This is a genomic window from Actinacidiphila epipremni, from assembly GCF_012034175.1.
In the GTDB taxonomy this organism is placed as follows: Bacteria; Actinomycetota; Actinomycetes; order Streptomycetales; family Streptomycetaceae; genus Actinacidiphila; species Actinacidiphila epipremni.
This window is the reverse complement of the sequence record NZ_JAATEJ010000005.1, coordinates 269,033-293,598: the sequence shown is the minus strand read 5'-3', so window position 1 is coordinate 293,598 and position 24,566 is coordinate 269,033. Positions and strand designations below refer to the sequence as shown.

The 24,566-nt window shown below is 75.0% G+C and carries 20 protein-coding genes; 13 read left to right on the top strand and 7 right to left on the bottom strand.

Going from position 1 to position 24,566, the window contains the following annotated elements; genetic code table 11:
• The first annotated feature begins 276 nt into the window (after positions 1-276).
• Complete coding sequence (locus HCN08_RS09810) at positions 277-1,569, top strand: ROK family protein (RefSeq protein ID WP_167982611.1); 1,293 nt, start codon at positions 277-279, stop codon at positions 1,567-1,569.
• 341 nt (positions 1,570-1,910) lie between these two features.
• Here the strand turns inward: HCN08_RS09810 and HCN08_RS09805 are convergent, their stop codons facing one another.
• Entirely contained in the window at positions 1,911-2,060 is a 150-nt protein-coding gene (locus tag HCN08_RS09805) for a hypothetical protein (protein WP_167982539.1), read from the bottom strand.
• A gap of 47 nt (positions 2,061-2,107) precedes the next feature.
• Between HCN08_RS09805 and HCN08_RS09800 the strand changes: the two genes are divergently transcribed.
• The 9 genes from HCN08_RS09800 (at position 2,108) to HCN08_RS09755 (ending at position 13,966) form a co-directional block, all read left to right on the top strand.
• Positions 2,108-2,611, top strand: coding sequence for a flavin reductase family protein (locus HCN08_RS09800; protein ID WP_167982538.1), 504 nt, complete (start codon positions 2,108-2,110; stop codon positions 2,609-2,611).
• A gap of 34 nt (positions 2,612-2,645) precedes the next feature.
• Positions 2,646-3,713 carry an ABC transporter substrate-binding protein gene (locus HCN08_RS09795; RefSeq protein ID WP_167982537.1) on the top strand — a complete coding sequence of 356 codons (1,068 nt, stop codon included), beginning with the start codon at positions 2,646-2,648 and terminating at the stop codon, positions 3,711-3,713.
• A complete protein-coding gene (locus HCN08_RS09785) occupies positions 3,710-4,684 on the top strand; it encodes an ABC transporter permease (RefSeq protein ID WP_240969929.1) in 975 nt (324 codons plus the stop codon). Before HCN08_RS09795 ends, HCN08_RS09785 begins: the two co-directional genes overlap by 4 nt.
• On the top strand, positions 4,660-5,559 hold the full coding sequence (locus HCN08_RS09780; RefSeq protein WP_167982536.1) for an ABC transporter ATP-binding protein: 900 nt from the start codon (positions 4,660-4,662) through the stop codon (positions 5,557-5,559). Before HCN08_RS09785 ends, HCN08_RS09780 begins: the two co-directional genes overlap by 25 nt.
• Entirely contained in the window at positions 5,543-6,928 is a 1,386-nt protein-coding gene (locus HCN08_RS09775; RefSeq protein ID WP_167982535.1) for an LLM class flavin-dependent oxidoreductase, read from the top strand. The genes HCN08_RS09780 and HCN08_RS09775 overlap by 17 nt, the downstream gene beginning before the upstream one ends.
• The gene (locus HCN08_RS09770) at positions 6,925-10,848 is read left to right on the top strand and encodes an ABC transporter ATP-binding protein (RefSeq protein WP_167982534.1); all 3,924 of its coding nucleotides are present in this window, start codon (positions 6,925-6,927) and stop codon (positions 10,846-10,848) included. The genes HCN08_RS09775 and HCN08_RS09770 overlap by 4 nt, the downstream gene beginning before the upstream one ends.
• Positions 10,845-11,882 carry an aldo/keto reductase gene (locus HCN08_RS09765; RefSeq protein WP_167982533.1) on the top strand — a complete coding sequence of 346 codons (1,038 nt, stop codon included), beginning with the start codon at positions 10,845-10,847 and terminating at the stop codon, positions 11,880-11,882. Before HCN08_RS09770 ends, HCN08_RS09765 begins: the two co-directional genes overlap by 4 nt.
• A 117-nt stretch (positions 11,883-11,999) precedes the next feature.
• Positions 12,000-12,929 carry an NAD-dependent epimerase/dehydratase family protein gene (locus HCN08_RS09760; RefSeq protein ID WP_167982532.1) on the top strand — a complete coding sequence of 310 codons (930 nt, stop codon included), beginning with the start codon at positions 12,000-12,002 and terminating at the stop codon, positions 12,927-12,929.
• Positions 12,926-13,966 (top strand): RNA polymerase sigma-70 factor, encoded by a 1,041-nt coding sequence (locus HCN08_RS09755; protein WP_167982531.1) that lies wholly within the window; start codon positions 12,926-12,928, stop codon positions 13,964-13,966. Before HCN08_RS09760 ends, HCN08_RS09755 begins: the two co-directional genes overlap by 4 nt.
• A gap of 42 nt (positions 13,967-14,008) precedes the next feature.
• Here the strand turns inward: HCN08_RS09755 and HCN08_RS09750 are convergent, their stop codons facing one another.
• From HCN08_RS09750 to ku, 5 genes are all read right to left on the bottom strand, one after another.
• The gene (locus HCN08_RS09750; RefSeq protein ID WP_167982530.1) at positions 14,009-14,926 is read right to left on the bottom strand and encodes an NADP-dependent oxidoreductase; all 918 of its coding nucleotides are present in this window, start codon (positions 14,924-14,926) and stop codon (positions 14,009-14,011) included.
• A gap of 16 nt (positions 14,927-14,942) precedes the next feature.
• Positions 14,943-15,740: a GNAT family N-acetyltransferase gene (locus tag HCN08_RS09745; RefSeq protein WP_167982529.1), complete on the bottom strand. Its 798-nt coding sequence runs from the start codon at positions 15,738-15,740 to the stop codon at positions 14,943-14,945.
• 102 nt (positions 15,741-15,842) lie between these two features.
• A complete protein-coding gene (locus HCN08_RS09740) occupies positions 15,843-16,454 on the bottom strand; it encodes an acyl-CoA-like ligand-binding transcription factor (RefSeq protein WP_167982528.1) in 612 nt (203 codons plus the stop codon).
• Entirely contained in the window at positions 16,451-18,028 is a 1,578-nt protein-coding gene (locus HCN08_RS09735; protein ID WP_206318567.1) for an MFS transporter, read from the bottom strand. Before HCN08_RS09735 ends, HCN08_RS09740 begins: the two co-directional genes overlap by 4 nt.
• A 97-nt stretch (positions 18,029-18,125) precedes the next feature.
• Complete coding sequence (gene ku / locus HCN08_RS09730; RefSeq protein WP_167982526.1) at positions 18,126-19,079, bottom strand: non-homologous end joining protein Ku; 954 nt, start codon at positions 19,077-19,079, stop codon at positions 18,126-18,128.
• Between the two features lie 38 nt (positions 19,080-19,117).
• Here ku and ligD point away from each other — a divergent pair, with 38 nt between their 5' ends.
• Positions 19,118-20,002, top strand: coding sequence for a non-homologous end-joining DNA ligase (gene ligD / locus HCN08_RS09725; protein WP_167982525.1), 885 nt, complete (start codon positions 19,118-19,120; stop codon positions 20,000-20,002).
• 22 nt (positions 20,003-20,024) lie between these two features.
• On the opposite strand, the gene HCN08_RS09720 is transcribed toward ligD, so the two are convergent.
• The gene (locus HCN08_RS09720) at positions 20,025-20,681 is read right to left on the bottom strand and encodes a DinB family protein (protein ID WP_167982524.1); all 657 of its coding nucleotides are present in this window, start codon (positions 20,679-20,681) and stop codon (positions 20,025-20,027) included.
• A gap of 117 nt (positions 20,682-20,798) precedes the next feature.
• Between HCN08_RS09720 and HCN08_RS09715 the strand changes: the two genes are divergently transcribed.
• On the top strand, positions 20,799-22,979 hold the full coding sequence (locus tag HCN08_RS09715) for an alpha-galactosidase (protein ID WP_167982523.1): 2,181 nt from the start codon (positions 20,799-20,801) through the stop codon (positions 22,977-22,979).
• A gap of 112 nt (positions 22,980-23,091) precedes the next feature.
• Positions 23,092-24,447, top strand: a complete 1,356-nt coding sequence (locus HCN08_RS09710) for a M20/M25/M40 family metallo-hydrolase (RefSeq protein ID WP_167982522.1) — start codon at positions 23,092-23,094, stop codon at positions 24,445-24,447.
• The last annotated feature ends 119 nt before the right edge of the window (positions 24,448-24,566 follow it).

Here is a 24,566-nt window from a genome sequence, read left to right as displayed (position 1 = left end):
TCTCGTGGTCAGGTGGCGTCCACCATGCGGGCATGCGTTTGACCGCGTTCACCCGAGCCGGTTACGTTGCGCGGCATGCAGCGCACCACACACCTGACGACGCGAGGTCATGTCGACCTCAAGCGTGTGTGCTCCGCCGCGTGTCACCAGGTCTGACAGCACAGCTCCCGCACAGGAGCGCCAACGGGGGTGCCCGCCCCGCCGGTTCGCCGCCGGCGCCGACGACGCGGGTACGCCCCGCCGCCGTCGACGACCTGGAAGGCCACCGTGGTAGTCCTGCCGCCCGACCGCCGCCGCACCCCCCGCACCAGCCCCCTCGCCCCGGCCCCGCTGCGCCGCGCCGACGTCCCGCAGCCGGCCGGCAGCCCGCGCCGCCCGCCCGGGGCCGCCGCCGTGCTGCGCGCGATCCTCGACCACGGGCCCGTCGCCCGCAGCACCGTCGCACGGCTCACCGGCCTGTCGCCGGCCGCGGTGACCGGGCACAGCACGCAGTTCGTGGCCCGCGGGCTGGTCGCGGAACGCGCCCAGACGCCCGGGCCGCGCGGCCTCGGCCGCCCGCACATCCCGCTGGAGATCGACACCAGCCGCTACCTGGTGGCCGGCGCGCACATCGCCGTCGCCCACTCCACGCTGGCCCTGATGGACCTGCGCGGCCGGATCGTCGCCTCGGACCGGGAGCCGCACCGCGACCGCGACCCCGGGCAGGTGCTCGGCGGCCTCGCCGCCCGGCTGCCGCCGATGGTCCGGGCGCACGCCGGCGGCCGTACCGTCCTCGGGCTGGGCCTGGCCACCGGCCAGTGGGTGGACCCGGACGCCGGCGTCATCGTCGACCATCCGCGGCTGGGCTGGCGGGACGTGGCGGCCCGTGAGGTGCTGACCGCGGCGACCGGGCTGCCCGTGCACGTCGACAGCCACTCCCGGGCGCTGGCCCGCGCCGAGCAGCTGTTCGGCGCGGTCGCCACCCGCGGCAGCGTGGTGCTGCTCTTCGTCGGCAACGTCGTGGACGCCGCCTTCGCCACCTCCGGCGGGGTGCACCGCGGCCCGCGCTCGGCCGCCGGCAGCGTCGCGCACCTGCCGGTCGGCCCGGACACCGCCTCCGACACCACCGCGGGCATCCCGCCCGCCGAACCCTGTACGTGCGGCACTCCCGGCTGCCTGCAGTCCGAGGCGTCCGAGCCCGCGCTGGTACGGCAGGCCGCCGCACGCGGCCTGCACGTCGCCGACTTCCGGGCGCTGCTGGACCTGGCGCTGGCCGGCGAACCGCGCGCGGTGGCGCTCTTCCGGCGCCGCGCCTCGCTGGTGGGCCGGGCCGTGGCGCTGCTGCTGGACATGTTCGACCCGGAGGTCGTGGTCGTCGTCGAGCCGGGCGCCGGGCGGCTGCCGGAGTGCCTCCAGGTCCTGCGGGCCGAGGTCGGCGCCCGCTCATGGGTGTGCGACGACCCCGAACGCGCCGTGGTGCCGAGCAGCTTCACCGGCTCGGTGCTGGCGGTCGCCGGCGCCGCGGTCGCGCTCGGCGCGCTCTACGCCGACCCGCTCGGACCCTGGCCCGCGCTGCCCGCGGTGAGCTGAGCCGGCGGCGCGGCGAACGGCGGCGAATGCCGACTTAATTCAGGAAGTTGCATTGTTGACCGGGCCGGAAGCGCCACGCGAGAATGGAATCATGAACGGCAAGCAGCGGAATCCGGAGCACGCGCCGAGTGCGGCGCGCTCCTTCCGCGTGCCCGTCGCACCGGGCCGCGGCACCGTCCGCGGGGCGTGTTGCCGCCGACCGGGCACCGCCGGTCGCTGTCGCCCGTACGACATCTGTCCCGGCGCCCGCCGCACCGCGTAATTTCCGTTCCGCCGGCCCGTCACCGCCGGCCGTGAACGCGCGAATTCCCCTTTTCTTCACACCACGGCTTTCCGCCGCATCACCCGATTCCCGATTCCTGATTCCCGATTGCGCCCGCGCCTGCCCTGCGCCGCCCGATGCCGTGCGGCCCGCCCGACGCGGGAATTTCCGCTGCGCGCATCCGCGCCCGCACCGCCCGCACCTCCCGAACCATCAGCACCATCAGCACCGCCCGCACCCGCACAGGGCCCGCGCCCTGGAGACAAGGGGGAGACGTTGACCATCACCGTGCCGTCGCTGCCCGCCACCGGCATCGATCCCGAGCGCTACAAGCAGATCTTCCGCAACCACCCCGCCGGCGTGGTGGTCGTCACCGTCGACTCCGGGCGCGGCCCCGCCGGGTTCACCGCGACCTCGCTCACCTCGCTGTCGCTGCACCCCCCGCTGGTGTCCTTCGGCATCGGCAGCACCGCCTCGTCCTGGCCGCACGTCGAGCAGGCCACCAGCGCGGTCGTCAACTTCCTGCGCGCCGACCAGGAGCAGCTGGCCAGGACCTTCGCCACCAGCGGCATCGACCGCTTCGCCGAGCCCACCCGGTGGCGCCGGCTGCCGCAGGGCGAGCCGGTGCTGGACGGCGTCGGCGCGTGGCTGCGCATCGGCGTCGAGCAGATCGTGCCGGCCGGCGACCACCGGGTCGTCATCGGCCATGTCCAGCAGTCCTGGGCCGACGGCGCCCGCGATCCGCTGCTCTTCCACGACGGCGGCTACCACTCGCTCTGACCCGTATTCCCGACCCTCTTTCACAGGAATTCATATGACCCTCAGCCCCGCCGCCAGAAGCCTTCCCCGCCGGTCGTTCCTCGGTATGGCGGGAGGCGCCGCGCTGCTCGCCGCCTGCTCCCGTAACTCCACCGCGTCGATCGACTCCGTGCCGACCCGCGCACTTCCCTCCGGTGCGCCGCCGCCCGGTACGAAGCTCGCCATCTCCATTCACACCTCGCAGCTCCAGCTCGCCGATTCCGGCTTGGCGAAGCAGCTGCCTTTCACGGTGTCGAGCTGGCCGAACCTGAGCGCGGGACCCGATGTGATCCAGGGATTCCGCGCCCATTCCATCGACCTCGCGAGCAACGCGGGAATTCCGCCGATCCAGGCCGAGGCCATCAAGGTCGGCGCCCGGATCGTCGCCGTGCAGACCCGCGACCACCCGATCTACACCTTCGCCACCGCCCCCGGCTCCGGTGACGCGATCGCCGCCGCCAAGGACTTCCGCGGCAAGAAGATCGGCTTCTCGCAGGGGCAGGCGCAGGGCGTGGTGGTGCTGCGCGCGCTGAAGGAGGCGGGACTGAAGAACTCCGACGTCACGCTGGTGCCGCTGCCCAGCACGCAGTTCCTCACCGCGCTGCAGTCCAAGCAGGTGGACATCGCGCCGCTCGGCGAGCCGTCGCTCACCAAGTACCTGGGCCAGTACGGCAAGGACGGCGCCCGCGGCGTCACCACCGACGTGGTCGACCTGCTCACCGTGCTGTGGGCGCCCACCGAGGTGCTCAACGACGACGCCAAGGTCGCCGCCATCCGCAGCTTCATCCCGCTGTGGGCCCAGGGCGTGGTGTGGGCGTGGGAGAACACCGACACGTGGATCCAGAGCTACTACGTCAAGGACCAGGGCGTGACCGTCGCGGACGGCAAGCGCATCGTCGCCTCCCAGTCCCAGCCGCAGTTCCCGCGCAGCTGGGACAAGGCCATCGCGTGGGAGCAGGAGACCGCCGACCTGATGGCCGAGGGCGGGTTCGTGCCGAAGGTCAAGGCCGCGGGGCTGTTCGACCGCCGCTTCGAGTCGCTGGCCTCGCAGGCAGTACCGGCGAAATACCAGGTGGCGTCATGACCGACATCCTGCCCACCGTCCGCACCGCGAAGGCCCCGGCGGCGCAGGGCGCGACCGCCGGGGCGCCGCCGGCCGCGGGAGCCGTCACCGCCACCGGAACCGCCACCGCCACCGGAGCCGCCACCGCCGCGGGAGCCGCGACCGCCGCGGGAGCCGCGACCGCCGGCACCGGCGCACGGCCGGCCACCGCCAGGCGGCGCCGGCTCGGCCCCGGCAGGGCGATCCCCTTCGCCCGGCTGACCGGCCCCGTCGTGCTGGTCCTGGTGTGGTGGCTGTCGTCCGCCACCGGCTACCTCGACCCGCGCATCCTGTCCGGCCCCGGCTCGGTCGCCGCCACCTTCGTCGACCTGGTCAGGAGCGGCCGGCTCCAGGACAACATGCTGGTCTCCCTGCAACGCGCCGGCCTCGGCCTGCTGTTCGGCGTGCTCGCCGGTGTCGCGCTCGCGGTCGCCGCGGGCCTGAGCCGGATCGGCGAGTACCTGCTGGACGGCACCCTCCAGGTCAAGCGGGCCATCCCCTCGCTCGCGCTGCTGCCGCTGATGATCCTGTGGCTCGGCATCGGCGAGGAGATGAAGGTCGTCGTCATCGCGGTCGGCGTCACCGTCGTGGTCTACATCAACACCTACGCCTCGCTCACCGGCATCGACCGCAGATACGTCGAACTCGCCGAGAGCCTGGACCTGACCCGCCCGCAGTTCATCGGCAAGGTCGTCGTCCCCGGCGCGCTGCCCGGCTTCTTCGTGGGCCTGCGGCTGGCCGTCACCGCCTCCTGGCTCGGCCTGGTCGTCGTCGAGCAGGTCAACGCCACCAAGGGCCTGGGCTACATGATGTTCCAGGCCCAGCAGTACGCCCAGTCCGACGTCATCATCGTGGGCCTGGTGGTCTACGGGATCTTCGGCTTCGTCTCCGACGCGGTCGTGCGTGCCGCAGAACGGAAGGTGCTGTCATGGCGCCGCACCCTGGCGGACTGACCGCCGAGCGCCCCGCCGGCCCGGCCGCGCCCGCGGTCCGCACCGCGGGACTGGTCCGCTCCTTCGGCGACCGCGACGTGCTGCGGCACCTCGACCTGACCATCGGCCAGGGGGAGTTCATCGCCCTGCTCGGCCGCAGCGGCTCCGGCAAGTCCACCCTGCTGCGGGCCGTCGCGCGGCTCGACCACGGGGTGGCCGGCTCCGGCGAGCTGAGCGTGCCCGAGCGGGTGTCGCTGTCCTTCCAGGACTCCCGGCTGCTGCCGTGGCTGCGGGTGCTGGACAACGTCGTGCTCGGCATCCGCGGCAAGGGCGCCAAGGAGGCCGGCGCCAAGGCGCTCGCCGAGGTAGGCCTGGCCGGCCGGGAGAAGTCCTGGCCGCACGAGCTGTCCGGCGGCGAGCAGCAGCGCGCGGCGCTCGCCCGCGCGCTGGTCCGCGAGCCCCAACTGCTGCTCGCCGACGAGCCGTTCGGGGCGCTCGACGCGCTCACCCGGATCCGCATGCACGACCTGCTGCGCGAGCTGTACGAGCGGCACCGCCCCGCCGTGCTGCTGGTCACCCACGACGTGGACGAGGCCGTCGAGCTCGCCGACCGGGTCCTGGTGCTGGAGGACGGGCAGATCGCGGTGGACCTCGCCGTCGACCTGCCGACCCCGCGCAGCCGCCGCGACCCGCGCTGCCAGGAGTACCGCGACCTGCTGCTGGCCGCCCTCGGCGTCCAGGCCGACGCCTCCGCCGACCCCGTACACCCGGAGCCCGTACACCCCGACCCGGCGTCGAAGCCGGCGCCGGAGCCGGCGCCCGCCCCGGTCCCCGCCACCGCCCCGCACCCCGGCCGCCCGCACGAGGAGAAGACCGCCCATGACCCGCAGGACTGACCGCAAGCCGCTGCACCTGAACGCGTTCCTGATGTCCGTCGGGCACCACGAGGCGGCCTGGCGGCTGCCGGAGAGCCCGGCCTCCGGCGGCACCGACATCGCGCACTACAAGAACCTCGCCCGGATCGCCGAACGCGGCCTGCTGGACTCGCTCTTCCTCGCCGACAGCCCCGTCCTGATGGGCGACCCCGGCCGCCGCCCGGCCAGCAAGCTGGAGCCGACGGTGCTGCTCACCGCGCTCGCCGGCGTCACCGAGCACATCGGGCTCATCGCGACCGCGTCCACCAGCTACAACGAGCCGTACAACCTGGCCCGCCGGTTCGCCTCCGTCGACCATGTCTCCGGCGGCCGGGCCGGCTGGAACATCGTCACCACCGCCGGCGCCGACGCCGCCCGCAACTTCGGCCTGGACGACACCCCGCTGCACCGCGACCGCTACCTGCGCGCCGCCGAGTTCGTGGACGTCGCCACCAAGCTCTGGGACAGCTGGGGCGACGACGCCGTCATCGCCGACAAGGAGTCCGGCGTGCACGCGCTCGCCGACAAGGTGCGGAAGTTCCAGCACCGGGGTACGTATTTCCGGGTGGACGGACCGCTCAACGTGCAGCGCTCCCCCCAGGGCTACCCGCTCCTGGTCCAGGCCGGCTCCAGCGAGGACGGCAAGGACTTCGCCGCCCGCTACGCCGAGGCCGTCTTCACCGCCCAGCAGACCCTCGACGAGGCCATCGCCTTCTACAAGGACGTCAAGGAGCGCGCGGCCGGCTTCGGCCGCGACCCCGAGGGCATCAAGATCCTGCCCGGCATCGTGCCCGTCATCGGCGACACCGAGGAGCAGGCCCGCGCCCTCGACGACGAGCTCGACCGGCTGATCCGGCCCGAGTTCGCGGTGCGCCAGCTGTCCAAGACGCTGCGCATCGAGCCCGAGCGGCTGGAGCTGGACAAGGAACTGCCCGAGGACATCCCCACCGAGGACGAGATCGAGGGCGCCAAGTCCCGCTTCACCCTCATCGTGGAACTGGCCCGCCGCGAGAAGCTCACCGTGCGCCAGCTCATCGGCCGGCTCGGCGGCGGACGCGGCCACCGCACCTTCGCCGGCACCGCCGAGCAGGTCGCCGACACCATCGAGGAGTGGTACGACGCCGGCGCCGCCGACGGCTTCAACATCATGCCGGCCGTGCTGCCCTCCGGCCTGGAGCTGTTCGTCGACCGGGTGGTGCCGATCCTCCAGGAGCGCGGGCTGTTCCGCACCGAGTACACCGGCCGCACGCTGCGCGAGCACTACGGGCTGCCGCGCCCCGCCAACCGCCTCTTCGACACCGTCGACACCAGCGCCGGGCACCTCGGCATCGCACTCACGGAGGTTTCGTGACGGACTGTCCCCACCCCACGCCCGCCACCGGGCCGGCCGCCACCGCGGCCGGCCCGGCCGGGCCGCCGGACGGCTGGATCCGCCGGCTGGGCCGCTACTGCCTGCGGCACCGCTCCGACCTGGTCGCCGCCTTCGGGGCGGCCGTGGTCGCCGCGACCGCGACCGCCGTGCTGCCGCTGGTACTGCGGCATGTCGTCGACCAGGTCGCCGCGGGCGCGCACGGCCCGCTCGGCTGGTGGATCGCGCTGCTCGCCGGCCTCGGCGCGGTGCGCTTCCTGGCCGGCTTCACCCGCCGCTACCGCGCCGGCCGGCTGTCGCTCGGCGTGCAGTACGACCTGCGGGGCGACGCCTTCGCCGCACTGCTGCGGCTCGGCGGCCGGCAGCAGGACGACCTGCGCACCGGGCAGATCGTCAGCCGCTCCATCTCCGACATCACCCTCATCCAGACCCTGCTGCAGTTCCTGCCGAACATGACCGGCAACGCCCTGATGTTCGTGGTCTCGCTGGTCTTCATGGCGCTGCTGTCGCCGCTGCTGACGCTGGTGGCGCTGGTCGTCGGCCCGCTGCTGTGGCTGATCGCCCGGCGCAGCCGCAAGCACCTGTTCCCGGCGAACTGGCACGCCCAGCAGGAGGCCGCCGAGGTCGCCTCCACCGTCGAGGCGGCCGTCACCGGCGTACGCGTCGTCAAGGGCTTCGGGCAGGAGCAGCGCGAGCTGACCGGCCTGGAGGGGCGCGCCCGCAGGCTGTTCGCCTCCCGGCTGCGGGTCGTGCGCTACACCAGCCGCTACACCCCGGCGCTCCAGGCCGTGCCCGCGCTCGGCCAGGTCGCGGTGCTGGCGCTCGGCGGCTGGCTGGCGCTGCACGGCGAGATCTCCCTCGGCACGTTCCTGGCCTTCACCAGCTACCTCGGCTCCTTCGTCACTCCCGTCCGGCAGGTCGCCACCCTGCTGACGGTGTGGCAGCAGGCCAGGGCCGGCACCGAGCGGGTCCTGGAGGTCATCGACGAGGCCCCCGCCATCACCGACGCCCCCACCGCCCTCGACCTGCCGCCCGGCCCGCCCGCGCTGAGCTGGCGCGATGTCACCTTCGGCTACGGCGACGGCGGCACGCCGCTGCTGCGCGGCTTCAGCCTCGACATCGCCCCCGGCGAGACCGTCGCGCTCATCGGCCCGGCCGGCTCCGGCAAGTCCACCGCCGCGGCCCTGCTGCCGCGCTTCTACGACGCCGGCGCCGGCTCGGTGTCCGTCGGCGGCATCGACGTACGGGACCTGCGGCTGGCGTCGCTGCGCTCGGCCATCGGCTACGTCTTCGAGGAGAGCCTGCTGCTGTCCGACAGCGTGCGGGCCAACATCGCCTACGGCGCCCCCGGCACCCCCGAGGAGCGGATCCGCGAAGTCGCCGCGATCGCCCGCGCCGACGAGTTCGTCAGCCGGCTGCCGCAGGGCTACGACACCGTCGTCGGCGAGCAGGGCCTGACCCTGTCCGGCGGGCAGCGGCAGCGCATCGCCCTGGCCCGGGCGCTGCTCGGCGACCCGGCGGTGCTGGTCCTCGACGACGCCACGTCCGCGATCGACGCCCGCGTGGAGTCCGAGATCCACCGCGCGCTGCACGCCGCGACCCGCCGCCCCACCACGCTGATCATCGCCCACCGCAGGTCCACCCTGGAACTCGCCGACCGCATCGCGGTCCTCGACGGCGGCCGGGTCGTCGACACCGGCACCATGGACGAACTGCGCTCCCGCTCCGCCCTCTTCCGCACCCTGCTGTCCGCCACCGACGTCACCGACACCGGCGAGCCCGCGCAGCCGCCCGCCGACCGCCCCGCCGAGGACGTCCCCGCCGCCGAGGACGACACCGCGCCGCCCGCCGTCACCGCGCACCTGTGGCGGCGCAGCCCGCAGGCCGCCGCCCCGCGCTCCGGCAGCGCCGACCTCAAGGCCGCCCAGGCCCTCGCGCTCAACGCCGCGACCGCCGGGCCCGGGCGCGGCCCCGGCGGCGGGGTGCTCGGCGCGGCGCCGCCCACCCCCGAGCTGCTCGACGGCCTGGCCCGGATGCCGCTGCCCGACGCCGACCCCGAGGTCCCCGCCGACCGCGCCCGCGCCGCCGACCCGCACTTCGGGCTGCGCGCCCTCATCCGGCCCTTCCGGCTGCCGCTGCTGCTCGGGCTGCTGCTGGTCGCCGCCGACGCCGTCGCGCAGATCGCGGTGCCGATCCTGGTCCGGCACGGCGTCGACAACGGCGTGGCCCGGCACTCGGCCGCCGCGCTGATGCTCGCCGCCGCCCTGGCCGCCGCCGTCGTCGGCACCGACTGGCTCGTCGGCGTCGCCCAGACCCGGGTCACCGGCCGCACCGGCGAACGCCTGCTCTACACCCTGCGGGTGAAGACGTACGCCCAGCTCCAGCGGCTCGGCCTGGACTACTACGAGCGCGAGCAGGCCGGCCGGATCATGACCCGGATGACCACCGACGTCGACGCCCTGTCGAACTTCCTGCAGACCGGCCTGATCACCGCGGTCGTCAGCCTGCTGACCGTACTCGGCGTGCTGGTCACCCTGCTGGTCGTCGACGCCGGGCTCGCCGTGGTCCTGCTGTGCGCGCTGCCGCTGCTGGTCGCCGGCACCGTCCTGTTCCGCCGCTCCTCGGTGCCCGCCTACCACGAGGCCCGCGAGCGGGTCAGCGCCGTCAACGCGTGCCTGCAGGAGAACGTCAGCGCCATCCGGGTCACCCAGGCGTTCCGCCGCGAGGAGCGCAACGCCCGCGACTTCGCCGCCCTGGCCTGGGCCTTCCGCGACTCCCGGCTGCGCGCCCAGCGCAACATCGCCGTGTTCTTCCCCTTCGTGGAACTGCTCGGCGTGCTGTCCACCGCGGCGGTCCTGGCGGTCGGCGCAGGTCACGTGCGCTCCGGCACGCTGACCGCCGGCACGCTCATCGCCTTCCTGCTCTACATCGACCTGTTCTTCTCACCCATCCAGCAGCTCTCCCAGGTCTTCGACGGCTACCAGCAGGCCGTCGTCGGCCTGTCCCGGCTGCGCACCCTCATGCGCACCCCCACCGGCACCCCCGCCGCCGCCGACCCGCTGCCGGTCGGCGCGCTGCGCGGCGAGATCGTCTTCGACCGGGTGTCCTTCGGCTACGCGGGCGGCGGCGGCCAGGAGGTCCTGCACGGGGTGCAGCTGCGGATCGCCCCCGGCGAGACCGTCGCCCTGGTCGGCGCGACCGGCGCCGGCAAGTCCACCGTCATGAAGCTCATCGCCCGCTTCTACGACCCCACCTCCGGCGCCGTCCTCGTCGACGGCCGGAACCTGCGCGACCTGGACCTGGCCGGCTACCGCGCCCGGCTCGGCGTCGTCCCGCAGGAGGCGCACCTGTTCAGCGGCACCGTACGGGACGCCATCGCGTACGGCCGCCCGGACGCCGGCGACGCCGAGGTCGAGGCCGCCGCCCGCGCGGTCGGCGCGCACGAGATGGTCGCCGCCCTGCCGCTGGGCTACCTCCAGCCGGTCGGCGAGCGCGGCCGGAACCTCTCGGCGGGGCAGCGGCAGCTGCTGGCGCTCGCCCGCGCCGAACTCGTCGACCCCGACGTGCTGCTGCTCGACGAGGCCACCGCCTCGCTGGACCTCGCCACCGAGAGCCGGGTCGCCGCCGCCACCGAGGCGCTCAGCCGGCGCCGTACCACCCTGGTCGTCGCCCACCGGCTGACCACCGCCGCGCGCGCCGACCGGATCGTGGTCCTGGACCGCGGCAGCGTCGTCGAGACCGGCACCCACACCGCGCTGCTGGCCGCCGCGGGACCGTACCGCCGGCTGTGGGACGCCTTCCGGCAGGCCGGCGCCGCCGCGACCGTCGACCAGCTGGCCCCCGCGGCCGGCACCCACCCCGACCCCACCCCCGACCACCTCGTCAACGGGAGAGCACGATGACGCAGTACCGCCCCTTCGGCCGCACCGGCGTGCAGGTCAGCCCGCTGTGCCTGGGCGCCATGATGTTCGGGCCGCGCGGCAACGCCGACCATGCCGACGCCGTGCGGATCATCCACCACGCCCTGGACTCCGGCATCAACTTCGTCGACACCGCCGACGTCTACTCCGCCGGCGAGTCCGAGACCATCGTCGGCAAGGCGCTGGCCGGCGGGCGCCGCGACAACGTCGTGCTGGCCACCAAATTCCACGGCAGCCTCGGCGACGACGTCAACGAGAAGGGCAACTCGCGCCGCTGGATCATCCGCGAGGTCGAGGCCAGCCTGCGCCGGCTCGGCACCGACTGGATCGACCTCTACCAGGTGCACCGCCCCGAGCCCGGCACCGACTTCGACGAGACGCTGGGCGCGCTGACCGACCTCGTCCGGCAGGGCAAGATCCGCTACATCGGCACCTCCACCTTCGAGCCGTCCGCGATCGTCGAGGGCCAGTGGATCGCCGAGCGGCGCGGCCGTGAGCGCGTGGTGGCCGAGCAGCCGCCGTACTCGCTGCTCGCCCGCGGCATCGAGCGCGAGGTGCTGCCGGTGGCGCAGCGCTACGGGCTCGCCGTGCTGTCCTGGAGCCCGCTGGCCGGCGGCTGGCTGTCCGGCCGCTACCGCAAGGGCGCCGAGCAGCCCACCTCCAGCCGCGCCGACCGGCAGACCGCCCGCTTCGACATCGGCTCGGACGAGAACGCCGCCAAGCTCGCCGCCGCCGACGCCCTCGCGCAGCTCGCCGACGAGGCCGGGCTCACCCTGGTGCAGCTCGCGCTCGCCTTCGTCCTGGAGCACCCGGCGATCACCTCGGCGATCATCGGCCCGCGCACCTTCGAGCAGCTGGAGGGCGCGCTCGGCGCCGACAAGATCACCCTGGACCGCGACGTGCTGGACCGTATCGACGAGATCGTGCCGCCCGGGGTGAACCTGGTGGCCCGCGACGGCGGCTACACCCCGCCCGCGCTCACCGACCCCGCGCTGCGCCGCCGCTCGCACCGGTAGCCCCGCCCTTCCGCCCTTCCCGGAGCCGTCCCCGCCCCCGGGCGTGTCACAGCCGGCCACGGCTGTCTCGTCTCGGGGGTGCGGGGCGACAATGGAGATCCGGGAAGGTGTGAGGACATGCGGGTGTTCGTGGCAGGCGGGTCCGGAGTGCTCGGGCGGCGGCTGGTGCCGCAACTGGTGGCCCGGGGGCACCAGGTCACCGCGACGACGACGAGCCCGGCCAAGCTCGGCCTGCTGGCGGAGCTGGGCGCCGAGGGCGTCGTCATGGACGGCCTGGACGCGGCCTCGGTACGCGAGGCGGTCGCCGGCGCCCGGCCCGACACGGTCGTGCACCAGATGACGGCGATCTCGGTCGCGCACGCCGGCAAGCCCGACATCAAGCACCCGGACAAATGGTTCGCCACCACCAACCGGCTGCGCGCCGAGGGCACCGACCACCTGCTCGCCGCGGCGGAGGCGGCCGGCGCCCATGTCGTCGCGCAGGGCTACGCCAGCTGGAACGGGCGCCGCGAGGGCGGCTGGGTCAAGACCGAGCAGGACCCGCTGGACCTGATGACCGGCACCGCCGCGCAGCACGGCATGGAGGTGCTGGCCCGCGTCGAGCGGCTGGTGCTCGCGGCCGGCGGCGCGGTCCTGCGCTACGGCGCCTTCTACGGGCCCGGCGCGATCGACGACCAGGTCACGCTGCTGCGCAAGCGGCAGTACCCGCTGGTCGGCAAGGGCCAGGGGTACAGCTCGTGGATCCACCTCGACGACGCGGCGAGCGCGACGGTGCTGGCGGTGGAGCGCACGGCGCGCGGGGTGTTCAACATCGTCGACGACGAGCCGGCGCCGGCCGCCCAGTGGCTGCCGTACCTGGCGCGGTGCGCGGGCGCCAGGCCCCCGCTGCGGGTGCCGGTGTGGCTGGCCCGGATCCTCGCCGGCGACCAGGCGGTGGTGATGATGACCGAGGGCCGCGGGTTCTCCAACGCCAAGGCGCGGCGCGAACTCGGCTGGGAGCCGCGGTACGCCTCCTGGCGGCAGGGCTTCGCGGCGGAGCTGGCATGAGCTCCCCGGACGGCTTCCCGGACGGCTCCTCGGACGACGCTGCGGACGGCCCCGCGGACCGGGCTGCGGAGGGTTTCCCGGACGACGCTGCCGACCGGGTCGCGGAGTTCGAGGAGCTACGGCCGCTGCTGTTCTCCATCGCCTACCGCATCCTCGGCAGCGTCAGCGAGGCCGAGGACGCCGTGCAGGAGGCATGGCTGCGGCACCAGGCGTCACCCGTCCGCCCGCGCTCGCCCAAGGCGTTCCTGTCCGCGGTGGTGACCCGGGTCGCGGTCGACGTGCTGCGCTCGGCGCGGGTGCGCCGGGAGGCGTACGTCGGGCCGTGGTTCCCCGAGCCGCTGCTGGAGGACCCCTACCAGGACCCGGCGCGCTCGGCGGAGCTGGCGGACTCCGTGTCGATGGCGGCGCTGCTGCTGCTGGAGCGGCTCAGCCCGCTGGAGCGCGCGGTGTTCGTGCTGCACGAGGTCTTCGGCTTCGGCTTCCCGGAGATCGCCGCGGCGGTGGGCCGCTCGGAACCGGCCTGCCGGCAGCTCGCGGTGCGCGCCCGGCGGCACATGGAGGCCGGCCGGCCGCGTTTCGAGGCCGACCGCAGGGAGCGCGAGGAGCTGGCCGGGCGCTTCCTGGAGGCGTTCCGCGAGGGCGACGTCGCGGGCCTGCGGGAGCTGCTGGCCGCGGATGTGCAGCTGGTCGCGGACGGCGGCGGCAAGGGCCCGGTCTTCTTCGGCCCCGTCGCCGGTGTCGCGAAGGTCTCCCGGGTGCTGGGCGCGCTCGCCGCCGCCTTCGTCGCCGCCGGCGCAGAACTGGAGCCGCACCGGCTCAACGGCGAGCCCGGGGCGATCTTCCGGGACGGCGACGGCAGGGTCATCAACACCTGGACCCTCGACGTGCGGGACGGGCGGATCCAGACCGTCGCCACGGTCGTCAACCCCGACAAGCTCGGCCACGTCGGCCCGGTCGCCGACGCGTGGGCGCTGGTCCGGCTGTCCTTCCCCGGCGCCGCCACCCGCCCCGGCCCGCGCCCGGGCGGCGCGGGCTGACGGCCCTGCCACCGGCCGCGCCGCCGGGGGAGCCCGGCGGCGTCAGCCGACCGTGAGCGCGATCTTGCCGCGGACGTGCCCGTCCTCGATCGCCCGCAGCGCCTTGCCCGCGTCGGCCAGCGGGAAGACCTGGGTGACGTACGGGTCGAGGGCGCCGGCCACCACCAGGGCGGCCACCGCGTCCAGCACCGCCCCCGTGCGCTCACGCACGATGGCGGCGCCGCCCAGCTCGATGGCGCCGTCCTTGTCCGCGCCGCTGACCAGCCGGGAGCGGTCGGCCAGCAGCGCGGCGACCTCGCGCAGCGGCTCACCGCCCACCAGGTCCACCACGCCGTCCACGCCGTCGGGGGCCGCCGCGCGAATCCGCAGGGCCACCCCCTCGCCGGAGGGGACGTGCACCGCGCCGAGCGACTCGACGAACTCCCGCTTGCCCGAGCCGGCCGTGCCGACGACCTTCAGGCCCCGGTGCCGGGCGATCTGCACGGTGGCCGCCCCGACCCCGCCGCCGGCCCCGTTGACCAGCAGCGTCGCGCCCGGCGGGAGGGCGAGCTGGACCAGCGCGTCGTACGCGGTGCCGGCCGCGACCGGCAGCGTCGCCGCGTCGGTCCACGACAGCGCGGCCGGCTTGTGCGCGGTGCCTTCCGCGGGCAGCAGCGCCAGCTCGGCGAAGCCGCCCCGGTCGGCGTGCCCGAAGACCTCGTCGCCCACCGCGAAGCCCTCGACTCCCGGGCCGACCTCCTCGACGACGCCCGCGGCCTCGCTGCCGAAGACCGCCGGCAGCTCGGTCGGCGGGCCGCCCGCCCTGCGGTAGCCCTGCCGCCGCTTGAAGTCGACGGGGTTCACGCCGGCCGCCCGTACGGCGACCAGCAGCCGCCCGGGGCCGGGCACCGGGCGGGGCAGGTCGAGGAACGACTCGGTCTCGGGGCCGCCGAAGGCGGTGTGGACGTACGCGGTGGGCATGCGGCTGCTCCGAAGGTCAGTTGTGGGCGCGGTCGGTGGAAGGCGCGGCGGCGGGCCCGGCGGTTTCGGCCGGGACCTGGAGGAAGTGGAAGAGCACCCGGCGGCGCAGGGTGAAGCCCAGCGACTCGTACAGCCGGATCGCGCCGGTGTTGGCCGCCGCCGCGTGCAGGAACGGCGTGTCGCCGCGCGCGGCGATCCCGGCCGCCGTGTGCAGCACCAGCCGGGTGGCCAGGCCCTGGCCGCGGTGGTCCTCGTCGGTGCACACCGCGCTGATCTCCGTGTAGCCCGGCGGTCGTACCCGCTCGCCGGCCATCGCGACCAGCCGGCCCTCCCGGTGGATGCCGTAGTACGCGCCCATCTCCACCGTGCGCGGCATGAACGGGCCCGGCTTGGTCCGCGCCACCAGGTCCAGCATCTCGGGGACGTCGTCCGGGCCGAGCCGCCGGGCCTGCGGGTCCTCGCGGCCCTCGACGGCGGTCCCGACGAGCTGCACGCCCGCCGCGGACTGGCCCGTCGACCAGCCCTCGGGCAGCGTCTCGGGCCCGGCGAGCGCGAAGGAGTTGCCCGCGCCCACCAGCACCGCGAGGTCAGCCCAGCAGCGCGGGTCGGCCAGGTCGGCGACCGCCACGAACGGCGACACCTGCGGCTGGTAGCGGGCGGCGGATCCGGTGAATTCGGCGAAGCGGCGGTGCGGGCCGGTCAGCGCGGCCCACCCGGGGTTGTCCAGCGGGTGCGGTACGGCTGACGGCGCGGGGGATCCCTGCGCGGGCGACGGTGCGGGCTGCTGCCCTGCCGGCTCGGTGCTGGTCGACATGGTGACGGTGCTGCTCCGTTTCTGCGCCGGCCTGCTCGGCGCTCACCGTAGCCAACCCGATCGGCGCGCGGGATCATCCCGTACCGTCGGCGCCCGCGCGTGTCACAGCCGCAGGCCCGCGGCCAGCTGCGCGAACTGGCGGTCGTAGAGCGGGACGAGGTCCACCTTCCCGTCGTGCTCCACCCAGTACCGCACGACCGCCGTGGACACCGCGATGAGCGCGGCGGCGGCGCAGTGCGCGTCCAGGTCGCCGGGGTCGCGGCCGGTGCGCTCGCAGATCAGCGCGGCCACCACGTCCTGGCTGCGCTGCATCTCGTCCCATGAACGGGCCCGCAGCGCGGGGTCGGTGAAGCCCAGCCGGGTGCGCAGCAGCAGGTCCTCGCGGTCGGCCTCCAGCTGCCGGCCCAGGGAGTCGGCCAGGCCGTGCCGCAGCGACTCGATGACCGGTTCGCCCGGCGGGCGGGAGCGCAGGGCCGCCGCGAGCGTGTCGTCGTAGTCGTCGTCGAGGACGACGTCCTCCTTCGTGGGGAAGTAGCGGAAGAAGGTGCTGGGGGAGACCTCGGCGGCGTCGGCGATCTGGTCCACCGTGGTGGCCTCGTAGCCCTGCGCGGCGAACAGGCGGTAGGCCTCGCGCCTGATGGTCTCCATCGTGCGCAGCTTCTTGCGTTCCCGCAGGCCCATCTCGGGGGCGGCCGGGGTCTCCTTCGCGTTCATGCCGGTGATTGTCCGTGCCCGGGGGCCGCCGTGGCCAACTCCGGCGCGCGCCGCGCGCCGGTGCCGGCGGACCGGGCGGGCAGGAAGAGCGCGGCGAGCACCGCGCCGGCCACCGCGATGGCGCAGCACACCAGCAGCGCCAGGCCCATGCCGTGCAGGAAGGCCCGGTGCGCGGTGTCCGTCAGGTCGGGGCGGGCCAGCCGCGCGGCGACCTCGTCGGCGCCGCTGACCGAGTCGCGGGCCTGCCCGGCGTCCGGCCCGGACAGGCCCGTCAGGCGCAGCCGCGCCAGGTAGCCGGCGCTCAGCAGGCTGCCCAGACCGGCGACGCCGAGCACGCCGCCGACCTGCTGCACGGTCTCCAGCAGGCTCGTGCCGCGCCCCGAGCCCTCGGCCGGCAGCGAGGCCATCACCAGGCTCGTCGCGGGGACGACCGCGAGCCCGAAGCCGAGGCCGGTCACGGCGAGCCACACCGCCGCGTAGCCGTATCCGTCGCCGCTGCCGGTGGCCGCGCCCAGCAGCGTGCCGGCGGCGAGCACCAGCAGCCCGGCCGGCACCACCACCCGGGCGCCGAGCCGCGGGACCAGCTGCTCGCTGAGCCCGGCGGCGGCCATCAGCCCGGCGATCAGCGGCAGCACTCGCAGCCCGGTGCCGAAGGCGTCGTGCCCGAGGACGGCCTGGAGGTACTGCGGGACGACGAAGAGGATGCCCATCACGGCGAAGTTCACGAAGACCGCCACGAGGGTGCCCCAGCCGAAGCGCGGGTCGGCGAACAGCCGGATGTCGACCAGCGGGTGCGGGTGCCGCCGCTGGTGGGCGAGGAACAGCCCGAGCAGCAGGGCGCCGCCGAGCACCCCGGCGAGCACCTTCGGGTCGCCCCAGCCGTCGCCGGGCACCAGGATCGTGCCGTAGACCAGGCCGGTGATGCCCAGTGCGCTCAGCAGGGTGCCGAGGACGTCGAAAGGCGCGGCGGGCGCGGCGCCGCGCGGCGGGTCGGCGGGCAGCAGCAGGAGGCAGGCGGCCAGCGCCACGGCGAACAGCGGCACGTTGAACAGGAAGACCGAGCCCCACCAGAAGTGGCTCAGCAGCCAGCCGCCGACCAGCGGCCCGACCGGCATGCCGAGCGCGGTGGCGGCCGTCCACACGCCGATCGCCTTGGGCACCTCGTCGGCGTCGAAGACCCGCGGCAGCACCGCCATCGACACCGGCACGATCATCGCGGCGGCGAGCCCCAGCACGGTGCGCACCGCGATGAGCTGCCCCGGGCTGCCCGCCTGCGTGCCGGCCAGCGACGCCAGGCCGAACAGCGAGACGCCCGCGAGCAGCGTGCGGCGGTGGCCGTAGCGGTCGCCGAGCAGCCCGATCGGGAGCATCGCCACCGACAGCGCCAGCAGATAGCCGCCGTTGATCCACTGGAGCTGGGCGCTGTCGGCGCCCAGGTCCCCGGCGAGCGTCGGCAGCGCCACGCTCACGACGGTGCTGTCGAGCGCGACGGTCAGCACGCTGAGCGTCAGCGCGGCCAGCACCCACCAGCGGCGCGGCGAGCGGGCGGGCGGGGGAGGGGTGGGCGCGGACACGGCGGCCTCCATGGGAGTCGACTGGATAATGACAGTAGACTCCCATGAGGGAGGGCGATGTCAAATGAGGGTTGGCTTCCGCTTTTCTGCCCGGGTCTCAGTTCGCCTTGCGCTGCCGGCCCGTCGTCTTCTTCGCGGCGGTCTTCTTCGCCGTCTTCTTGGCCGGGGTCTTCTTCGCCGCCGTCTTCTTGGCGGTGCGCTTGCCGGTGCCCGTGCCGCCGCCGGACCTGCCGGAGCGGCCGATGTCGTGGACGGTCGCGTCCCGGTCCCCGCCGCCGCGGCCCTCCTGGGCCTGGTCCACCGACGCCTGGAGGGCGGCCATCAGGTCCACCACCTGGCCGCCGCCCGCCTCACGGCCGGCCGCGGGCGGCTCGGCGCCCTCCAGCTTGGCGGTGACCAGCGCCTCGACGGCCGCCGCGTACTCGTCGTGGTAGGCCGTCAGATCCGCCTCGCCGAGCGCCTCGATGAGGGTGTCGGCGAGCTGCAGCTCGTTGTCGCTGATGTTGACCTTGCCGCGCGGCGCCGCGTCGGCGGCCGAGTTGAGCTCGTCCGGCCAGCGCAGCGTCTGGAGCAGCAGGATGTCGTCGCGCGCGGTGATCAGCGCCAGGTGCTCGGAGTTGCGCATCGCGAACTTGCCGACCGCCGCCTTGCCCGAGCGGGCCAGCGCGTCGCGCATCAGGACGTACGGCTTGTTCGCGGTCGGCGAGGAGGGCGCCAGGAAGTAGGGGGTGTCCAGCTGCATCCGGTCGACCTTGGCGGTCTCGACGAAGCCGCTCACCTCGATGGTCTTGGCGGTCGGCAGCGGCAGTGCCTGCAGGTCGGCGTCGGTGATCTCGACCAGCCGGTCGTCCGGGGTCTCGAAGGCCCGGCCGATGTCGGCGGAGGTCAGCACCTCCTCGTCCAGCTCGCAGGTCTTCTGGTAGCGGACCCGGCCTTGATCGGCCAGATGGATCTGGCGGAAGCTGATCTTGTGGCTGGACACCGCAGAGCCCAGCTTCACCGGGATGGAGACCAGGCCGAAGGCCAGGTTCCCGCTCCAGACACTGCGCATGGCATGTCCCTTTTGTCGGACTATGGGATCTTTATGGTATGCCGATCACCGAGGTCGAGGGCCGCCGGATCACCCTCAGCCACCTCGACCGGGTCCTGTGGCCGGACACCGGCACCACCAAGGGCGAGCTGCTCCACTACTACGCGATCATGGCCGACGCCCTCATCCCGTACTGCGCGGGCCGGCCGGTCAGCTTCGTGCGCACCCCCGACGGTGTGCAGGGGCAGCGCTTCTTCCAGAAACGCCCGCCCGCCGGTACGCCCGACTGGGTGAGGACGTCCGAGACGCCGCGCAAGAGCGGTGAGCTGATGCCGCAGGTCCAGGTCAACGACCTGGCGACGCTCATGTGGGCGGCCAACCTCGCCTGCGTGGAGATCCACACCCCGCAGTGGCTCGCCGCCGACCCCGGCACCGCCGACCGGCTCGTCGTCGACCTCGACCCGGGGCCGGGGCGCACCGTCGTGGACTGCTGCCGGGTCGCGCTGCTGCTGCGCGACCGGCTCGCCGCCGACGGCCTGCACGCCTGGGCCAAGACCAGCGGCTCCAAGGGCCTGCACCTGTACGCCCCGCTGCGGGGCGCCGACTCCGAAGGGGCCTCCCGCTACGCCCGCCGCGTCGCCCAGGAGCTGGAGCGCGCCCACCCCGGCGAGGTCGTCTCCACGATGGCCAAGGCCGCCCGCGAGGACCGGGTCTTCCTGGACTGGTCGCAGAACTCCCGCAAGAAGACGACGGCGACCCCCTACACCGTACGGGCCAGGTCCGCGCCCACCGTCTCCACGCCGCTGGCCTGGGACGAGGTGGAGTCCGCGGCCTCCCCCGCCGACCTGGACTTCACGATCGCCGACGTCCCCGGCCGGCTGGCCGCCCACGGCGACCTGCTCGCCCCGCTCCTGGACCCCGCCGCGGCGGCCCCGCTGCCCTGAGCCGCACCGGGCGGCACCCGGCTCACCGGCCGCGCGGCTCCCCGTACCAGCGCCACTTCTCCTGCCGCGCCCGGCCCGGCAGGGCCACCCGGCCCGCCGACCACAGCAGCGCCGGCCACGGCTCGGCCTCGGCGGGCGCGCCGGGGAAGAGGCGGTGCAGGGTCCGCGCGCACAGGTCCGCGGGCGGGTCCAGCGGCGGCAGGCCGAGCCCTGCGGCGAGGTCATGGGTGTGGACGAGCGTCTCGACGACGCCCATCGCGCCGAAGCCCTCGGGATCGGCGGCGCCGAAGACATGGTGGGAGCGCACCTGCGGCGGGGTCACCCGCACCATCGCCGCCAGCAGCGCGCCGCAGCCGTCCAGCACCTGGAGCAGCCCCGCCGTGCCCTCCGTGCGCTCGACGAAGATCGTGCCCGGCGGGCCGTCCGGCGTCGCGCGCCGCCAGCTGACCGGCACATGCGTCGTCAGCGGCGGGCGCCGCGGGCCGATCTGCACGGCGTACGCGAACAGGTCGTCGGCCAGGTGCTCGGCGGTCTGCCAGCACGTCCAGGCCAGATCGCCGGCCGGCGCGTCCCACGCCCCGTCGGGCACGCCCTCCAGGGCCGCCACCGCCAGCCGTACGGCCTCGGTGACGTCGTCGGCGGTGACCGGGCCCGGGGCGGATGCTGCTGCTGAGGTCATGCCCGGCACCGTACCGCCCGGGCCGTGGGCGGCCGTACTGGATGGCGCGTTGGAATCTGTTGACCATGGAGGGAAAAGCGCTCTAGATTCACCACAATCGAACGAGAGGATGCCGTCATGCCCCGCACCCACGCCCGCACCCTCACCCTGCGGGCGGCCGGCACCGCCTTCGTCGTGGAGCTGACCGAGCCGGTGCCGCGGGTCCTGCACTGGGGCGCCGACCTGGGCGATCCGGCCGAGGCCGCCGCCGCGCTCGCCCTGACCGCCGACGCCGCGGTGCTCGACAACGCCCTCGACGAGCCCCGCCGCTTCACCGTCTGGCCCACCGAGCGCGACGGCTGGTCCGGCACCCCCGCCCAGGAGGGCCACGTGGCCGGCGGCGGCGCCGCGCCCGGCCCGCTGCTCACCGGCAGCCGCCACGAGGAATTCCCCGGCGGCGGCGGCGAGATCGGCCTCACCCTCACCGACCCCGGCACCGGCCTGGACGTGGAGCTCACCTACCACCTGGAGCCCTCCGGCGTCCTCGCCGCCGGCGCCGCCCTCACCCGCGCCGCCGGCGCCGGACCGCAGCCGTACGACCTCGCCCGGACCACCACCCTGCTGCCGCTGCCGGGCCGGGCCACCGAACTGCTCGACTTCACCGGCAAGTGGAGCCGCGAGCGCCAGCCGCAGCGCCGCCCGCTCGGCCACGGCGGGCACGTCCGCGAGGTGCGGCGCGGCAAGCCCGGCCTCGACTCGCCCTACCTGCTGGTCGCCGGCGTCCCCGGCTTCGGCTTCCGCGGCGGCGAGGTGTGGGCCGTGCACATCGCCTGGAGCGGCGACCAGCGCTACCTCGCCGAGCGGCTGCCCGAGGGCGCGGGCGCGCACGCCGCCGTCCTGGGCGGCGGCGAACTGCTGCGGCCCGGCGAGATCCGGCTCGCCCCCGGCGACACCTACCGCACCCCCGTATGCCACTTCGCCTGGTCCGACGCCGGGCTCGACGGCCTCGCCGACCGCTTCCACGCCCTGCTGCGCGCCCGCCCCGGCCACCCGCGCACCCCCCGGCCGGTCGTCCTCAACAGCTGGGAGGCGGTCTACTTCGACCACGACCTCGACCGGCTGCGCCGCCTCGCCGAACGCGCGGCCGAGGTCGGCGCCGAGCGCTTCGTCCTGGACGACGGCTGGTTCACCGGTCGCCGCGCCGACACCGCCGGGCTCGGCGACTGGTACGTCGACGCGGACGTGTGGCCGCGGGGGCTCGGCCCGCTCGCCGACCACGTCCGCTCCCTCGGCATGGACTTCGGGCTGTGGTTCGAACCGGAGATGGTCAACCCCGACTCCCGGCTCGCCCGCGCCCACCCCGACTGGATCCTCGGCCCCGCCCGCGGTCGCGGCCCCACCTCCCGCCACCAGTACGTCCTCGACATCGCCCACCCGGACGCGTGGGCGTACCTGCTGGAGCGGATCGACACCCTCGTCGGCGAGTACGGCATCGCGTACCTGAAGTGGGACCACAACCGCGAGCTGCACGAAGCGGTGCACGGCCCGCACGACCGGCCCGCCGGCCACGCCCAGGTCGACGCCCTCTACCGGCTGCTCGACGAACTGCGGGCCCGCCGGCCCGGCCTGGAGATCGAGAGCTGCGCCTCCGGCGGCGGCCGGATCGACCTGGGCATCCTGCAGCGCACCGACCGGGTGTGGACCTCGGACTGCAACGACCCGGTCGAGCGGCAGGCCATCCAGCGCTGGACCGGCCAGCTGCTGCCGCCCGAGCTGATGGGCACCCACGTCGGGGACGCCGAGAGCCACACCACCGGGCGCGTCACCGACGCCGGATTCCGGCTGGCCACCAGCCTGTTCGGGCACGCCGGCATCGAGCAGGACCTGACCCGCTGCACCCCGCAGGAGCTGGCGCGGATCACCGCGTGGACCGCGCTGCACCGCGAGCTGCGCCCGCTGCTGCACTCCGGGCGGCAGGTCCGCGCCGACCTGCCGGACGACGCGGCGCTGCTGCACGGGGTGGTCGCCGCCGACACCCGCGCCGCGCTCTACTGCTGGGCCCGGGTCGCGACCTCGCCCGACGCCCAGTCCGGCCGCGTCCCGCTGCCCGGCCTCGACCCGGCCCGCGCCTACCGGCTGCGGGTGCGCACCGAGCTCGGCCTGCCCGCGCTGCACCAGACCGCCGGGCCGGCGTGGTTCGAGGCGGCGCTGGCGGGCTGGGTCACCGTGCCGGGCGCGGTCGCGGTACGGGCCGGGCTGCCGATGCCGCAGCTGAACCCCGGGCAGGCGCTGCTGATCGAGGCCCGCGCGGCAGGCTGACCGCGCGGCCCGGGCGGGCCGCCACCGGCGGCGCGCCCCCGGGCACGTACGCTCACCGTGTCGGATGGAGACCAGGCGCCCGGGGTCCCGGGCCGGCAGGGAGTGCGCACCGATGGACCTCGCCAGGACCGTGGACGGGCTGATGGACGGCCTGACCGCCGACCTCGTACGGCTCGCCGAGATCCCGTCCATCGCCTTCCCCGGCTACCCGCCCGCCGAGCTGGAGCGCGCCCACGACCTGCTGGTGGAGCTGCTGCGGGACGCCGGCGTCGGGCACATCGAGCGGCTGGAGCTGCCCGGCACCGCACCGGTCGTCTACGCCGAGGTCCCGCCGCCGGGCCCGGACGCGCCGACCGTACTGCTCTACGGGCACTACGACGTCCAGCCGCCCGGCGACGTGTCGCTGTGGTCCTCACCGCCCTTCACGCCCACCCCGGTCGAGGGCGGCCTGCGGGCCCGCGGCATCGCCGACGACAAGTCCAACGTCATCGCGCACATCGGGGTGCTGCGCGCCTACGGGGGCCGGCCGCCGACCGGGCTGAAGATCGTCCTGGAGGGCCAGGAGGAGTACGGCAGCGTCTTCGACGACTATCCCCCGACCGACCCCGGCCGGTTCGCCTGCGACGCCATGGTCATCGCCGACATGGGCAACCTGCGCCCCGGCACCCCCACCCTGACCACCGGGCTGCGCGGGGTGTGCGAACTCCTCGTCGAGGTCCGCACGCTGGCCGAGGCCCGGCACAGCGGGGCCTACGGCGGCGCCGCCCCCGACGCGCTGCTCGCCCTGGTCCGCGCGCTCGCCGGGCTGCACGACGAGCACGGCGACGTCGCCGTTGCGGGGCTGCGCCGCGAGGAGTGGCGGGGCGCCGCCTTCACCGAGGAGGAGTTCCGGGAACTGGCCGCCGTCGCCGACGGGATGCCGCTCCTGGGCACCGGCAGCCTCGGCGAGCGGCTGTGGAGCGGCCCGGCGATCACCGTCGTCGGCCTCGACGCCCCGCCCGTGGACGGCGCCGCCTCCGCCGTCGTCCCCTACGCCCGCGCCAAGCTCAACCTGCGGGTGCACCCGCGGCAGGACCCGCGGGAGGCGGCCGACGCGCTGGTGCGGCACTTGCGCGCGCACCGCCCGTACGGCATCGACCTGACCGTCACCCTCGGCGACACCGGGCCCGGCTTCGAGCCGGCCACCGGCGGGCCCGCCTATCGCGCCGCCCGCACGGCGCTGCGCGAAGGGTGGGGCAGCCAGGCCCGGTCCGCGGCCAGCGGCGGTTCCATCCCGCTGGTCAACGGGCTCGCCAAGGCCGCGCCGCACGCCGAGGTGCTGCTCTTCGGCGCCCAGGACAGCATGTGCAATCTGCACGCCCCCGACGAGCGGGTGCTGTTCTCCGAACTGCGCGGCGCGGTGATCGCCGAGGCGGCGTTCCTGCGCGAATACGCGGCCGGCTTCAGCGCGGCCGACCGCCCGCGCTGAGCCACCCGGGCGCCCGGGAAGGCCCGAATACCCCTGGTCGGCGCGGTTTTGTCACGCTCGGTACGATTACCACCCGATGCCCTTTCTGCTCTCTTTTCCGCCCCCTTCCCGCAGCGCCG

Bases quoted from the DNA above. Each gene is read 5' to 3' on its own strand.
- HCN08_RS09795 (WP_167982537.1), top strand. From the start codon at position 2,646: ATGACCCTCAGCCCCGCCGCCAGAAGCCTTCCCCGCCGGTCGTTCCTC.
- HCN08_RS09785 (WP_240969929.1), top strand. From the start codon at position 3,710: ATGACCGACATCCTGCCCACCGTCCGCACCGCGAAGGCCCCGGCGGCG.
- HCN08_RS09780 (WP_167982536.1), top strand. From the start codon at position 4,660: ATGGCGCCGCACCCTGGCGGACTGACCGCCGAGCGCCCCGCCGGCCCG.
- HCN08_RS09775 (WP_167982535.1), top strand. From the start codon at position 5,543: ATGACCCGCAGGACTGACCGCAAGCCGCTGCACCTGAACGCGTTCCTG.
- HCN08_RS09765 (WP_167982533.1), top strand. From the start codon at position 10,845: ATGACGCAGTACCGCCCCTTCGGCCGCACCGGCGTGCAGGTCAGCCCG.
- HCN08_RS09760 (WP_167982532.1), top strand. From the start codon at position 12,000: ATGCGGGTGTTCGTGGCAGGCGGGTCCGGAGTGCTCGGGCGGCGGCTG.
- HCN08_RS09755 (WP_167982531.1), top strand. From the start codon at position 12,926: ATGAGCTCCCCGGACGGCTTCCCGGACGGCTCCTCGGACGACGCTGCG.
- HCN08_RS09750 (WP_167982530.1), bottom strand. From the start codon at position 14,926: ATGCCCACCGCGTACGTCCACACCGCCTTCGGCGGCCCCGAGACCGAG.
- HCN08_RS09745 (WP_167982529.1), bottom strand. From the start codon at position 15,740: ATGTCGACCAGCACCGAGCCGGCAGGGCAGCAGCCCGCACCGTCGCCC.
- HCN08_RS09740 (WP_167982528.1), bottom strand. From the start codon at position 16,454: ATGAACGCGAAGGAGACCCCGGCCGCCCCCGAGATGGGCCTGCGGGAA.
- ku (WP_167982526.1), bottom strand. From the start codon at position 19,079: ATGCGCAGTGTCTGGAGCGGGAACCTGGCCTTCGGCCTGGTCTCCATC.
- ligD (WP_167982525.1), top strand. From the start codon at position 19,118: ATGCCGATCACCGAGGTCGAGGGCCGCCGGATCACCCTCAGCCACCTC.
- HCN08_RS09720 (WP_167982524.1), bottom strand. From the start codon at position 20,681: ATGACCTCAGCAGCAGCATCCGCCCCGGGCCCGGTCACCGCCGACGAC.
- HCN08_RS09715 (WP_167982523.1), top strand. From the start codon at position 20,799: ATGCCCCGCACCCACGCCCGCACCCTCACCCTGCGGGCGGCCGGCACC.
- HCN08_RS09710 (WP_167982522.1), top strand. From the start codon at position 23,092: ATGGACCTCGCCAGGACCGTGGACGGGCTGATGGACGGCCTGACCGCC.